The organism is Bacillus cereus group sp. MYBK245-2 (genome assembly GCF_051916145.1).
GTDB lineage: Bacteria > Bacillota > Bacilli > Bacillales > Bacillaceae_G > Bacillus_A > Bacillus_A pacificus.
In genome coordinates, this window is the sequence record NZ_JBQAGB010000010.1 from 201,986 (window position 1) to 216,196 (window position 14,211).

Consider the following 14,211-nt stretch of genomic DNA (forward strand, 5'->3'; position numbering starts at 1 on the left):
AGCTCTTTTTTGTATATATTTTCTTCGATTAGCGGAATCTAACTAAAAACTTGTTGAAAAGGAAGTTAGGTGGGGGACTTGTTAGAGCTAAAAGGTAACTTATTTGAAGTTATGAAAAAAATTAGGGATGAGTTAGGTTCACCGAATGATTTAACAATTAGGGAAGTTGCCCTTGCTGGCAGTTTTACACGTTGTGCTGTTATTTTTCTGTGTGGGTTAACAGATAAGGATAATGTTTATAAATATGTAGTTCGTACACTTCAATATGAAGAAGTACAAAAAGAAGCAGCTATCGTTCAAACTTTATTGGATCGTTTTATTTCTATTGCAGAAGTTGGTAAGAAGACAACATTTCCGGATATTATAAATGCGATTTTAGCGGGAGATACAGTTATATTAATTGATAATATTCAAACTGCTATCGTGATTAATAGTAGAGCTTGGGAAAAAAGAAGTTTAGAACCGCCAGTAACAGAAGATTTAATACGTGGACCGAGGATAGGATTAAATGAAGATATTAACGTGAATAAAATGTTAATTCGCCGTAGTTTACGTGACCCAAAGCTGAGATTTCAATCTTATATTATGGGAAAGAGATCCCAAAAAGAAGTGACTTTAGTATATATAGAAGACATTATTAATCCTTACATTGTAAAAGAGCTAGATCGGCGTCTTCAATCCATAGTGACAGATGTCGTTTTTGAGACGGGTACAATTGAGCAATTAATTCAAGATAATAATTTGTCGCCGTTTCCGCAGTTTTTGAATACGGAAAGGCCTGATAATATTGTGGCCTCATTAGCGAAAGGAAAGGCAGCTATTTTGGTGGATGGATCCCCGTTTGCGCTTATAGCTCCGCTAGTATTTGTCGATATTTTTCAATCTGTGGAAGATCATTATGAGCGTTGGGTAATAGGAACTTTATTAAGAATTTTGCGGATGGGTTCTGGTATAGTGGCAATTTTAATGCCGGCGATGTATGTAGCGCTCGTCTCATATCACCAAGGACTTATTCCTTCTAAATTGGCTTATTCGATTGCTGGAGCAAGAGAAGGTGTTCCGTTTCCTGCCTATATTGAAACGTTAATGATGGCATTAACGATGGAGTTAATACGAGAAGCAGGAATTAGGTTGCCGAAACCGATGGGACAAACAATTGGGATTGTAGGTGGTCTTGTAATTGGAGAGGCAGCGGTGAATGCAGGAATTGTAAATCCGTTTTTAGTTATCATTATTGCGGTTACAGCTATTGCTACATTTTCACTTCCGGTGTATAGCATCACAATTACGTTTCGGATTTTACTTTTCGTCTTTGTATTAGCAGCAACGGCTTTTGGGTTGTATGGAATCATTCTAGCTCTTATTGCGCTTGCTGTTCATATTACAAATTTAACAAGTGTTGGTGTACCGTATACAACTCCAATTGCTCCTGCATTTTATAAAGATTGGAAAGAAGAGTTTATTCGCATGCCAAAATCAATGTTGAAAGAGAGACCGGAATATTTACAAACAAAAGATTCTACAGTACGTCCAAAGGAGCGAGAATAATTGAAACCATTTGAGTATGGCGATGAAGAAATTGGATCTCGGGAAATTGGGTTTGCGGTATCATCGACCATTATTGGTATAGGCGCATTATCTATGCCAAGGGATATTGCTAACCAAACATTATTTTCAGATGGTTGGATTATTTTGCTTTTGGGTGGATTAATATGTGCAGGTTTAGGTTGGTTTGTAACGAGGGTAGCTATTTTATTCCCGAAACAAAACTTTGTTCAATATACAAGTGCGCATTTGACGAAGCCTGTTGCGTACACGATTAGTAGCATTTTAGTATTAACGTTTGCTGCTTTGACAGCATATGAATCGCGAATGATTTCAATTATTTCCCAAACGTATTTGTTTAGTGATACACCAATACAACTACTGTCTTTCTTTTTCTTATTAGTTGTTATTTATGGAATAGCAGGATCTAGAGCAGCTTTATTAAGGTTAAATGTTCTATTTTTACCTATTGTTTTAATTGCGATAGTGCTTCTTTCTTTATTGAATATAAATTTAATGGAAATAAATAATTTACTACCAGCCTTTCAAACGAAAGTGAGTCAATATGCTGTTGGAGTTAAAAATTCTATTTTTACGTTTATTGGATTTGAAGTAGCTCTGTTTTATGCTGTGTTGCTGAATGATAAGGCGGCAAAAAAAGCACCAATGGCAGTTGCGAAAGCGGTAATGGTAAATGTGTTGTCGTACATTTTAATTTATGTAACTTGTATTAGTGTTTTTACGTATATGACAACTCGTGGATTGACGTACCCAACAATTGAATTAGGGAAAGAAATTGAAATTGGTGGAGGGTTTTTAGAAAGATTTGATGCAATTTTTTTTACAACTTGGATTATTACTATTTATAACACTACAGCAATGTATTATGATGTCGCATCATTATTATTTTGCGCTATGTTTCCGAAAGTGAAGAAACATATTTTCATTTTTGTAAGTGCCCCGATTATTTTTATGGTGAATATGATACCTAGTAGTTTAAATGCTTTATCAAATTATGGAACTTATTTAGCTTGGATAGATATGGGGTTTGTCGTGTTAGCACCTTTGTTAGTTTTTATTGTATATAAAATAAGAAGAAGGAATGGTAGAAATGAAACACCTTCTTAAAATTATAATGGTTATGGTTTTAGTTGGATCTATCAGTGGGTGTTCTGAGCTAGAAGAAATAGAAGAAAGAGGATTTGTAGTAGGTGCAGCCTATGATATCGTGAAAAAAAAGAAATCGAATCCGATTATGAAAGGGACGTATCAGATGGTGCTTCCCAGTAAGCTAGCGCAACAAGGGGGACAAGGTGGTGGAGATAGTGAAAATTATATTAATGTGAGTGCGAAAGCAGATAGTGTCTTTGAGCAAATCCGAATTATTGCTAAAAAAATTAGTCGAACATTATTTTTTCCGCATATACAAGTCATTATTTTTTCGGAAGAATTACTGGCGAATCCGTATGTTTTGCAAAATACGTTAGATGTATATATTCGCGATCATGAAATGAGGAGAAATATTCGTTTGTTTGTTTCGAAGAAGAATGCCGAATCTATTTTAAAACAGAGTGCAAAACCTGAAAATTTACCGGCGCAGTACATTGATATGTTAGCTGAACATCCTCCGAAAAATGCCCAAATGATTGAGGCTGCAAGAATTGGTGAGGTTCAGGAAAAGATGATTGCGAGCCGAAGCTTCGTATTACCTATTCTTGAATTAACAAAGCAAGGTGTACAAATGAACGGGGCAGCGTTGTTTCGTGGGAAGGATAATAAGTGTGTAGGTAGTTTGAATGGGGAAGAAACATTAGGAATGAATTATATAGTAGGTAAAAAAATTGGAGGTTTTTTTACTATCCGCAAAAAGAATCAACTTATTACATATGAAATTCATAAGTTGCGTCGGAAAATTAAAGTATCTACAACAAATGTTACAAAACCAAAGTTTAATATTCACTTATTTTTGGAAGGTACAATAGCTGAGTTACACTTTAGTGATCATAAAAAGGTCTTGAATGAAAAACGTTTAGAGAAGGATATTTCGAAGGAAATGGAGACGCGCATCCGAAAATCCGTTCAGCTTGTTCAAAAAAAATATAAGGTAGATGTATTAGAATTAGGGGAAGTGTATAAGCGGCATAATTATAAAGAGTGGAAAAAAATAAGTAAGAATTGGGATCAAGGTGAAAATTACTTTAGTGATGCTGAGGTTACTGTTCATGTTCATCCAACAATTGAACATACGGGTTCAGCTTTACCAAAAAGAGTAAAGTAAGGTGATGGAGGTTGTTTACTGGATTAGGGATTAGTTGCACAATATTAATGGCAGTTCTTCCGGGAGCTATATACTACATTCATAAAAAAATTACAACGTATGGAGCGCAGCCTTGGAATAATGATGTGCAAAAAAAGAAACCTGAATAATTTCAGGCTTCTTTCGCACAAAGCATATGTGAAGGGGGATACCTTCTATGTATGCTTTGTTTTTATACAAGCCCTAACCAATGTACCAATTGTGTAGAGAGGAATGTCACAACAATAGCGATAACGGTAGGGATTGCAAACGATAAGAATGTCCATTTTGCACTTTTTGTTTCTTTATATATGTTAACCAGTGTCGTTCCACATGGGAAATGAAGAAGTGAGAACAACATTGTGTTTAACGCCGTTAACCAAGTCCAACCATTTTCTAAGAATAGATTTTTAATTTGATTAAAATCATCTATTTCAGTTAAAGCTCCGGTTGATAAGTAAGACATTAATAAAATCGGGATAACAATTTCGTTCGCTGGTAGTCCAAGAATGAACGCAGCTAGAATAAATCCGTCAAGTCCTAACATTTTAGCGAATGGATCTAGGAAGTTTACAAAATACATAAGTAGGCTTGTGTCACCGATGAAAATATTAGCAAGTAACCAAGTTAATGCAGCCGCAGGAGCAGCTACAACAACAGCTCGTTTTAAAACATAGACGGATTTATCGAGTGTTGCACGCACAATTGTATTCCAAACCTTTGGCTTACGGTATGGTGGTAACTCGAGTGTGTAGTGAGTTGGAACGCCTTTTAAAGCTGTTTTTGATAGTACCCAAGAAACGGTTAATGTCATAACGATACCAATTACAACCATTCCAACTACAACTCCAGCAGTAACCAATGTTTGCATACTACCTGTATAACCGGCAGCCATAAATAATGAAGCCATTAAAATTAACATAGGCCAGCGACCGTTACAAGGAACGAAGTTGTTTGTTAAGATTGCAAGCATACGTTCACGTGGTGATTCAATAATACGTGTTGACATAATGGCTGCTGCATTACAACCAAAGCCCATTGCCATTGTTAAAGATTGTTTACCATGTGCACCAGAGCGTTTGAATAAGCGGTCCATATTAAACGCAACTCGTGGTAAGTATCCGTAGTTTTCTAATAGTGCAAACATAGGGAAAAAGATGGCCATAGGTGGTAACATAACGCTAATAACAGCACCGATACCACGGAATAAACCAAGTATTAAAATGCCATGTAGCCATTCAGGTGCATGTGCTGCTTGAAAACAAGATGTTAAATATCCTTCGGCCCATCCGAAGAACTCAGCAATCATATCAGATGGTACGTTAGCCCCTGCAATTGTAAGATAAAAAATGATAGATAAAATACCAAGCATAATTGGGAATCCCCAGATTGGAGATGTGAAAATTTTATCTAGTTTTTCAGAACGATACAATTTATCCGTATTTGTATATTGAACAGATTCTTTACATATGCTTGCAGATGTTCGGTAAATATCTCCGACAATATCATCTCGTATATCCTCTTTTGATAGTGCTTGTGCATGTTGAATAATATAGTCTAATGGAAGAGCTTTACTGGCTGAGTGAGATTCCATTCATTACGACCTCCCTTACAAGTGGTTCATTATGGTGTTTTTGAAGTGTAGTTAAGAAATTTTTATCTCCATCTAATATACGTAACGCAATCCAGCGTGCTGGATACGTATCACCGAACACTTTATAAATTTGTGGTTCTAATTCCTGAATCATATTCTCGATTTTTTCGCTGTAAGAAATTTTAATTGGTGTTGGAATTAGCTTTTTATTTGCTACTTTGGCAATAACATTTAGTAAATGACCGATGCCTACTCGGTTACGAGCGGAAATTTTAACTACAGGTACACCGAGTGATTTTGCTAATTTCTTTTCATCAATAACGATGCCTTTTTTCTCAGCTTCATCAATTAAGTTAATACAGATGACTACGTTGCTCGTCATTTCCATCACTTGGAGTGCTAAATTTAAATTTCGCTCCATAGCAGTTGCATCGACAACAACTACAGTTACTTCTGGTTTTTCAAATATAATATAATCCCTTGCTACTTCTTCATCTGCAGAATTTGAATATAGTGAGTAAGTTCCAGGTAAATCTATTAATGTATATTTACTACCGTTATGTTCATATTCCCCTTCAGCTTTTAAAACAGTTTTTCCTGTCCAGTTTCCAGTATGTTGTTTTAAGCCTGTTAAAGTATTAAATAATGTACTTTTCCCGGTATTCGGGTTGCCGGCTAAAGCAATGCGATGTTTGCTCATCTGAAATCATCTCCTATTAATATCCCGAAAATAAGGGAGCTTTCTTCCTTACGTAGTGCAATAGTGGTGTTGCTTACTTGATAAGCGACCGGATCTCCAAGTGGACTGCGTTGTAATACTTTAATTGTTGCCCCAGGGATAAATCCTAAATCTAATAAACGTCGTTTCATAGTTCCTTCTAATTGTATCTTCTCAATTTGTACAAACTCTCCTGTCTTAAATTCGGAAAGTGGTTTTATATTAGCCGATACCATAAAAGTTACCTCATCTCTATATTGTTAGTTTAAGTTTAAAAAGTTTCCTTAGGTAAACTTTTTGTTAGTAATATAGTAGACTACATTGGATGATGCTGTCAATTGGTACTTTAAAAATATTCATTTATTTTTAGAATTGTTCCAATTTATTTAGTTGTACTAAAAAATATTACTGAAATTCTGTGTAATGTGCATAAATTAGGCGTGTAAAAGTAACAAAATACAGCGGAATTGTAAATGTAACTTTAACTAAAAGGGAAAAAGAGCGAAAAACATTTACATTTAATTTACATTGTTAAGAGTAAATTTACATTACAGCTTAATTAGTGTGGATTTTGTTGGGTTCTTTAACTATAAATGTTGGGATTCCTAGTTTTTAAGGATTATTATCGTCATTTACTTAAAATTAAAAATTGCTTAACACTCACATAATATTATTGTCCTACAATGAATTTGTGTTCGAAAGAAGTAGATAAATGTGAAAAGTGATAATCCAAATGGGGGTACAAGACATGGTCATGAAAAAGGGTATTAAATTTTCTTTAGCAGCTTTAGTGGTAGCGGGTTCATTAGTGGGATGTGGAAAAGCAGAAGAGACATCAGGTAAAGATGCTAAAGGAAGCGATAATGCAAAACAAGAATTGTCAGGTACGATAGCAGCTGCAGGCTCTACAGCACTTCAACCTCTTGCAGAGGAAGCTGGAAAGAAATTTATGGAGAAAAATTCAAACGTTTCTATTCAAGTGCAAGGTGGCGGTAGTGGAACTGGAATTAACCAAGTAGCTTCTGGTGCGGTCCAAATTGGTAACTCAGATGTTCCATCTGCAGATAAAATAAAAGATGCTGATAAGGCGAAAGAATTAGTAGATAACAAGGTGGCGGGTATTGCATTCGCACTTGTCGTAAATAAAGATGTAAAAGTTGATAACTTAACAGTACAACAAGTACAAGATATCTTCACTGGAAAAGTAACAAACTGGAAAGAGGTAGGCGGGAAAGATGAAAAAATCAACGTAATTAACCGTCCAGCTTCTTCTGGTACACGTGCTACATTTGAAAAAACAATTATGAAAGATGCGAAAATTAATGACGGAACTGGTACTACACAAGATTCTAACGGTGCAGTAGAGCAAGCGATTAATTCTACTCCAGGTTCAGTAAGTTATTTAGCAATGTCTTACATGGTTGGCGAGAAAAAAGGTGCGCTACAAACAGTGAAAATTGATGGTGCTGAACCAAAAGTTGAAAACATTGCGTCTGGTAAATATCCATTCTGGTCTTACGAGTACATGGTCACGAAAGGTGAAGCGAAAGAAGCAACAAAAGCTTACATTGACTATGTAAAAGGTAAAGATTTTGAAAAGCAAGTAGAAGATATGGGTTATATTCCAATGTCTAAATTAAATAAGTAATAAAATTTATGGGGCTGGCTGCAAGGCCGGTCCTGTTCATTTCAATTTATGAAGTGGGGTCTGTCCTGTGATGAAGGGGAAAAAACAAATTAATTACGTGAAAAGTGAATATATAGGAAGATCACTTGTTACGTTTTGTGGTATTTTTATTGTTTTAGTTACATTAGCTATTATTGCGTTTATTTGCGGTAAAGGAATTCAATCTTTTACGCAAAGTGGTATCTCGTTTACTGAGATGTTAACATCGACAAAATGGAGTCCAAATGCTGATGAGGGAACTTTCGGGGCTGTAATTTTCATTGTAGGTTCAACGGTGGTTTCGTTAGGTGCGGTTATTATTAGTGCACCAATTGCTATAGCTCTTGCTATATTCATGAATTTAATTTCGCCGAAGTTTGGAAATAAAGTATTGAAGCCTGTTTTAGAATTATTAGTTGGTATTCCTTCGGTTGTATACGGATTATTAGGGGTTACAATTTTAGTACCGCTATTACGTGATTCGTTTGGGGGAGTAGGGTTTAGTTTAATTGCAGGTATTATTGTCCTGAGTATTATGATTTTACCTACTATTGCTAGTATCGCTTCTGATGCAATACGCTCTGTTCCATTTGATTATTTAGAAGCTTCTTATGGTTTAGGATCAACGAAATGGCAAGCGATTAGCCGAGTAATTGTTCCTGCTGCGAAAAAAGGGATTTTAACAGGTGTTGTTTTAGGTTTAGCGCGTGCTTTTGGTGAAGCGTTAGCGGTTCAAATGGTAATTGGGAATACGGTTAAATTACCAGAAGGAATATATAGTCCGACAGCAACGTTAACTGGTATTTTGACAATGGATATGACAAATACATTAAACGGAACTGCTTGGAACAATGCGCTATGGACTTTAGCAATGATTTTACTTGTTATTTCATTCCTGTTTATTTTAGTTATTCGAGCAATTGGGCAAAGAGGTGAGCGATAATAATGAATGCAAGGACGGTAAATAAAGTTTGGACAGGTATCTTTTATGCGGTTGCGGCTTTAGTCGTAGCTTTACTAGTGTTCTTAGTATTTGAGATTTTACAAAAGGGATGGGGTTTTTGGGATCCTAATTTCCTGTTTGGAGAACCAAGCAATACAAGAGCTGGTGGTGGGATTGGTCCGCAGTTATTCAATTCATTCTATATGCTTGTTATAACGCTTATTATATCTATTCCACTTGGATTAGGCGCTGGAATATATTTAGCAGAGTATGCAAAACAAGGACGTTTTTTAAACTTTGTTCGTTTATGTATCGAGACAATGGCATCTTTACCTTCTATTGTTGTTGGTTTATTCGGTTTGTTAGTGTTCGTTACAATGACAGGATGGGGATACACAGTAATGGGTGGTGCCCTTGCTTTAACGATTTTAAACTTGCCAGGTTTAACACGTGTTTGTGAAAATGCGATTTCAGAAGTTCCTGCTAATGTGAAAGAGGCGAGCCTTGGGTTAGGTGCAACAAAGTGGCAAACGATCACTCGTATTATTATCCCGTCGTCATTACCGCAAATTATTACAGGTGTTATTTTAGCGGCAGGTCGTATATTTGGTGAAGCAGCAGCATTAATTTACACAGCGGGTTTAACATCTCCAATTTTAAATTCAGCAGCGGACTTCTCAAGTCCTGCTCATCCTTTAAATCCATTTAGACCAGCTGAAACGTTAGCGGTTCACATTTGGAAGTTAAATTCTGAAGGGATTATCCCAGATGCGAAGTTAATTGCGACAAAATCTGCAGCTGTATTAATTATTATGGTATTACTATTCAATGTTATTTCACGATTAGTAGCATCTATATTGCACAAACGTTTTACAGGAGCGAAAAGAAAAAGTAAAACGACGAAGAAGGTAAAAGCAGCATAAATGATAAAGAGGAACTCTCTATTTATAAGTAGGGAGTTCCTTTTGTGTTTTAGTATAGAAGGAATGGAAGTAACGGGAATTGAATTATATAGATGAACAGGTGCAAATGAAGGGGTGGAGGAATTGTTTTTTCTGCAAATGTCAGGATTTCCTGGATCGGGAAAATCGACAGTTTCTAAGTATATAGCGAAGTTAACAGGTGCTGTAATTGTAGATCATGACGTTTTGAAATCGGCATTGTTACAATCGTTAGAAATGAAAGGGATTGAATCGACGGTTGTTGGAGGAGTATCATACGATGTTGAATGGGCATTGATTGATTCTTATTTAGAACAAGGGCATAGTGTGATATTGGATAGTCCATGTTTGTATGAAGGGATGGTTGAAAAGGGAATAAAACTGTCTAATAAACATGGTATAAAATATAAATATATCGAATGTTATCTTAATGATATGGAAGAGATTAATAATAGGCTGCAAACACGTAAGCGTATGGTCAGTCAGGTTGGACGAGTGGATTCCGAAGTAGCTTTTAAAAAGTGGTTAGATGGTAGTAAAAGACCTTTATATAGTGAATATCTTATTGTGGATTCTAGTGAACCGCTAGAGCGGTATGTGGAAAAAATGATGGATTATATGAGCAGGTAGAGAAAAAGCGTTATCTTCATTCATGAAGATAACGCTTTTCTTTTAAATATCAGGTGTTTCTGTAGAAGTGTTTATTTTTCTACGAGAGCGCCTTTTTCTCCCGATTTTATCTAATAGTTCATACATAACTGGAACGACTACTAATGTAAGAACAGTTGAGACTGCCAAACCACCGATAACAACAACGGCTAGGCTTTTTGATACCATACTTCCTGCTTGTGATTGGCCAAATAGGAGTGGGAGCATAGCAACAATTGTTGTAATAGCTGTCATAATAATGGGACGTAATCTAGTGGAACCTGCTTCGAGTAAGGCTTCTCGCGTTTCCATACCATGTTCCCGGTTTTGTTGTACTCTTTCTATTAATACGATAGCGTTTGTAACGACAATCCCGATTAACATTAATGCACCGATCAAGGAATTTACATCAACTGGTGTTCCTGAAATGATTAATCCTAAAATACCGCCGACAGCAGCTAATGGCAAGGAGAACAAGATTGCAAAAGGAGCACGTGCCTGCCCGAAGGTAATGACCATAATTAAATATACAATCCCAATTGCAATCCCCATAATCTTGAATAAATCTGTGAAGTTCTCTTGCATAGATTCAGTGGCGCCTGCGATATTTACTTTTGCTCCGCTAGGTAAATCTAGGCCGGCTATCGCTTTGTTCACTTCAGTGCTTACCTTGCTTAAATCTTCATTTGAAGCTTCTGCGGTAATTTGAATGGTTTCTTTTCCATCTTTATGGAAAACTTCTGTTTGAAGTTGCTTTTCTGAAATAGTTGCAATGTCTTTTAAAGGAATTGGTCCATTAATAGGTGATAGTATGTTTGTGTTTAAAATGTCTTCTTGTTTAGTAATACTTTCTTTTTTATGTTCTATCATAATAGTAGTTTTTTCGTTATTGATTGAAAGTTCACCAATAGGTGATTTCTTCATAAGGAATGCCACTTGTTGAGCTGCTAATTCTGGTGTTAATCCTAGTTGTTCGGCCTTTGTTTGATCAACATGGATTTGCCATTCTTTCTTAGAGTCATCTAAATTCGTTTTTACTTTAGAAAGATCATCCATATCCTTTAGTTTTGTTTCGACGATAGTAGCAGCCTCTTTTAAATTCGTTTCGTTAGTGGCTGTTACGTTGAATTGCAAATTATTGCCGCTGCCAGAGCTTGAATAACTCATTTTTATATAATCAAGTTCCGCGGGTTCAAAAGTTTTATGTTCTTTCTTTAACTCTTTAATATACTGATCAATATCAGAACCTTTTTTAAAGACTACCAATATACTTGCGAGATTATTTTTCGTCGTTTGCCCCCATTGTGCATCTTCTGCGCTAGATCCCATTCGTAAAATAACATCCGTTACATCTGAATTAGAAAGTAGCTTCTTTTCGAAATCAAAAGCTTTTTGTTTTTGTGTTTCAGGAGCGTAATCAGCCGGAAAAGTCATGTTAATAGATAACATTGTGTCGTCTTCAGATTTTATATTCGCTTTCGGTAGTAATATATAGGCGGCGATCGATCCTGCGAATAATAAAAAAGAAGTAAGTAGAATAATGAATTTATGCGAAAGAGCCCACTTTAATGTAGCGACATATCGTGGTGAAGAACTTGGTTTTTTATGTTTTGTTTTTTTGAGTAGTAAAAAAGCCATAAGTGGAACAACTGTTAGTGCAACGATTAAGGATGATAGTATAGAATATACGACTGCTAATACCATAGGTAACATTAATTTTCCGATTACTCCTGATACGAGACCAATAGGTAAAAAAACAGCGACCGTTGTTAAAGTAGAAGAAGTAATTGCGACGGCGACCTCTTTCGTTGCATCGAGAATAATATCTTTAGAGAAAGATTCTTTTTGTAAACGTCGGAAAATATTCTCAATGACAACGATGCTATCATCGACGAGACGTCCAACTGCAACGGCTAAACCACCAAGTGTTAGAGTGTTAAGTGTGATGTTAGATTGGTGTAGTAAAAAGAGTGTTAATAAAATAGATAATGGAATACTGACAACAGCAATGAGTGTCGTTCGGAAGTTGCGTAAAAAGATTAAGATAATTAGAGTTGCAGCAATTGCTCCAAGGATTACTTCTTTTCCCATACTAGTAACAGCATTTTCAACTTGTTCATGAGTTGACGCTAAAAGTTTAATAGAAAATTGATCTTTATATTGTTTACTTATATCTTTAATTTTTTTATCGATTTCTTTTCCGATTGCAACTGCATTTTTACTTGGCTCTTTCATGATGATTAATCCAGTGCCTTCTTCGCCATTTATATGTGAGATTGTATCGTAGTGTTGTTTAAGTTCAATTTGAGCAACATCTTGCAATTTTACTTGAGGTGCAACGGTGATGTTTTTAATGTCATCTATATTTTTTATATCTCCGATGACACGAAGGTTATATTCTTCTTTATTAACGGTAACAGCTCCAGCTGGAGTGGAAGTTTCTTTTCCTTGTAAAACTTTTAATATTTGTTCCGGTGTTACGTTTTTATCTTTTAATTGGTTTGGATCTAGTATAATAGATAATTCAGAAGTTGATTTTCCGAAAAACATAACGTTGGCAACACCATCAATGCTTTCGAGTTGTGGTACGATTTCTTTTTCGATTTGTTTTTCATCTGCTTTTGAAAATCCGTTTTGCTTTTGGATTGCAATTTGAGCGAGTGGAATCATAGAAGTATTTAATTGGCTAACTATCGGTTTTGTTGCATCTTTAGGTAATTTAATTGTAGTAAGGGCCTTCTCAACTTCACGTGTGGCATCTTTCATATTTGCTTTGGATGTATACGCGATATCGATGCGTGATAATCCTTCGTGAGTAGAAGAGGTGATGTTGTCAATGTGTTCTAAGTTGCGAAATTGTTTTTCAAGGGGAGCGGTTACTTCTTTTGTCATTGCTTCGGCGTCGAGTCCTGGAGATAAGGTTGTAACGGTGACTGCGGGATTATCGATACTAGGTAAAAATTCCATAGGTAATTTAGAGCCGGAATAAACACCGAGTATGGAAATGAGAAAAACCATGATGATAACAGCGGCGCGGTTTTTTAATGAAAACTTCGTTAACCTATCCATAAAGTAATTCCTCCATTGGCTTATTTGTAGTTGAGTACGTCTTTTCTTACTATATAACAAAAAATGGATATTTTTCATTAATTAAATGTAAAAAAATTCTAACAATAATCTTAAGTTGATGTTTCGTTGGAATTTTGTTATCTATCCCGCCGTTGGTCGGGCGATAAAATTCTCACCTCGAATTCGGTTGGGGTGGAGCTATCTGCCAACAACTGGTTCTTTCAATTAGTAATGATTTGTGTGGAGGGACAAAAAATCAACATGTTCGCATTATTAGGAAGTGGCGAAGCTATTTTCTTTTTAAATGTGGACTTTAATGTAGAAGAGAATGAAAAGGTGGGAGGGATTATGAAAGACAGTTTGGTTAATTAGAGTGTATTGGTATACAATCAAAATACTTATTTTCAGTAGAGAGAATAAAAGGTTTTACTATAGAAGAAAGTAGGATAGATAATTTTTTTGTTTTTTTTATAAAAAACACTTGTTATTTAAAAACCATGATGGTATATTAATAAACGTCGCTGATGCGGAAACGTAGAAAACGACAAAAAAGAAATTTTAAAACTTAGTTGACATCGAAAAATGAAGATGTTAATATGATGAAGTCGCTTCTGAAGCGATGGACAAGTTCTTTGAAAACTGAACGAAACAAACAACGTGAAACGTCAATTTTTATTTTAGATGCTAGACAAACTAACTTTATTGGAGAGTTTGATCCTGGCTCAGGATGAACGCTGGCGGCGTGCCTAATACATGCAAGTCGAGCGAATGGATTAAGAGCTTGCTCTTAT

General features: G+C 35.7%; 12 protein-coding genes and 1 rRNA gene. 9 read left to right on the plus strand and 4 right to left on the minus strand.

Annotated elements, in window-relative coordinates:
• Positions 1–69 precede the first annotated feature (69 nt).
• Genes gerLA through ACTFRN_RS17900 form a run of 4 tightly spaced genes read left to right on the plus strand, consistent with a single transcriptional unit; the run spans position 70 to position 3,972 of the window.
• Positions 70–1,548, plus strand: coding sequence for a spore germination protein GerLA (gerLA, locus tag ACTFRN_RS17885; protein WP_014893307.1), 1,479 nt, complete (start codon positions 70–72; stop codon positions 1,546–1,548).
• Positions 1,549–2,673: a spore germination protein GerLB gene (gerLB, locus tag ACTFRN_RS17890; protein ID WP_088106347.1), complete on the plus strand. Its 1,125-nt coding sequence runs from the start codon at positions 1,549–1,551 to the stop codon at positions 2,671–2,673.
• The gene (locus ACTFRN_RS17895) at positions 2,657–3,823 is read left to right on the plus strand and encodes a Ger(x)C family spore germination protein (RefSeq protein WP_014893306.1); all 1,167 of its coding nucleotides are present in this window, start codon (positions 2,657–2,659) and stop codon (positions 3,821–3,823) included. Before gerLB ends, ACTFRN_RS17895 begins: the two co-directional genes overlap by 17 nt.
• 11 nt (positions 3,824–3,834) lie before the next feature.
• The gene (locus tag ACTFRN_RS17900; protein ID WP_000493992.1) at positions 3,835–3,972 is read left to right on the plus strand and encodes a hypothetical protein; all 138 of its coding nucleotides are present in this window, start codon (positions 3,835–3,837) and stop codon (positions 3,970–3,972) included.
• Between the two features lie 62 nt (positions 3,973–4,034).
• Here the strand turns inward: ACTFRN_RS17900 and ACTFRN_RS17905 are convergent, their stop codons facing one another.
• The 3 genes from ACTFRN_RS17905 to ACTFRN_RS17915 are packed head-to-tail and all read right to left on the minus strand — an operon-like array spanning position 4,035 to position 6,389.
• A complete protein-coding gene (locus ACTFRN_RS17905; RefSeq protein ID WP_000443585.1) occupies positions 4,035–5,435 on the minus strand; it encodes a nucleoside recognition domain-containing protein in 1,401 nt (466 codons plus the stop codon).
• The gene (locus ACTFRN_RS17910) at positions 5,413–6,135 is read right to left on the minus strand and encodes a FeoB small GTPase domain-containing protein (RefSeq protein ID WP_000033861.1); all 723 of its coding nucleotides are present in this window, start codon (positions 6,133–6,135) and stop codon (positions 5,413–5,415) included. The genes ACTFRN_RS17905 and ACTFRN_RS17910 overlap by 23 nt, the downstream gene beginning before the upstream one ends.
• Positions 6,132–6,389, minus strand: a complete 258-nt coding sequence (locus tag ACTFRN_RS17915) for a FeoA family protein (RefSeq protein WP_000252983.1) — start codon at positions 6,387–6,389, stop codon at positions 6,132–6,134. The genes ACTFRN_RS17910 and ACTFRN_RS17915 overlap by 4 nt, the downstream gene beginning before the upstream one ends.
• A 512-nt stretch (positions 6,390–6,901) precedes the next feature.
• On the opposite strand from ACTFRN_RS17915, the gene ACTFRN_RS17920 reads away from it, so the two are divergent.
• The 4 genes from ACTFRN_RS17920 to ACTFRN_RS17935 all read left to right on the plus strand — a co-directional run bounded on the left by ACTFRN_RS17920 (position 6,902) and on the right by ACTFRN_RS17935 (position 10,333).
• Positions 6,902–7,801 (plus strand): phosphate ABC transporter substrate-binding protein PstS, encoded by a 900-nt coding sequence (locus tag ACTFRN_RS17920; protein ID WP_000245119.1) that lies wholly within the window; start codon positions 6,902–6,904, stop codon positions 7,799–7,801.
• Positions 7,802–7,871: 70 nt separating this feature from the next.
• Positions 7,872–8,762 (plus strand): phosphate ABC transporter permease subunit PstC, encoded by an 891-nt coding sequence (pstC, locus tag ACTFRN_RS17925; RefSeq protein ID WP_011040013.1) that lies wholly within the window; start codon positions 7,872–7,874, stop codon positions 8,760–8,762.
• Positions 8,763–8,764: 2 nt separating this feature from the next.
• A complete protein-coding gene (gene pstA / locus ACTFRN_RS17930) occupies positions 8,765–9,685 on the plus strand; it encodes a phosphate ABC transporter permease PstA (RefSeq protein ID WP_000994138.1) in 921 nt (306 codons plus the stop codon).
• Positions 9,686–9,808: 123 nt separating this feature from the next.
• A complete protein-coding gene (locus ACTFRN_RS17935; protein ID WP_000465762.1) occupies positions 9,809–10,333 on the plus strand; it encodes an AAA family ATPase in 525 nt (174 codons plus the stop codon).
• A gap of 42 nt (positions 10,334–10,375) precedes the next feature.
• On the opposite strand, the gene ACTFRN_RS17940 is transcribed toward ACTFRN_RS17935, so the two are convergent.
• Complete coding sequence (locus ACTFRN_RS17940; protein WP_000375569.1) at positions 10,376–13,420, minus strand: efflux RND transporter permease subunit; 3,045 nt, start codon at positions 13,418–13,420, stop codon at positions 10,376–10,378.
• A gap of 699 nt (positions 13,421–14,119) precedes the next feature.
• Here ACTFRN_RS17940 and ACTFRN_RS17945 point away from each other — a divergent pair.
• Positions 14,120–14,211, plus strand: a 16S ribosomal RNA gene (locus ACTFRN_RS17945); the annotation flags it as partial.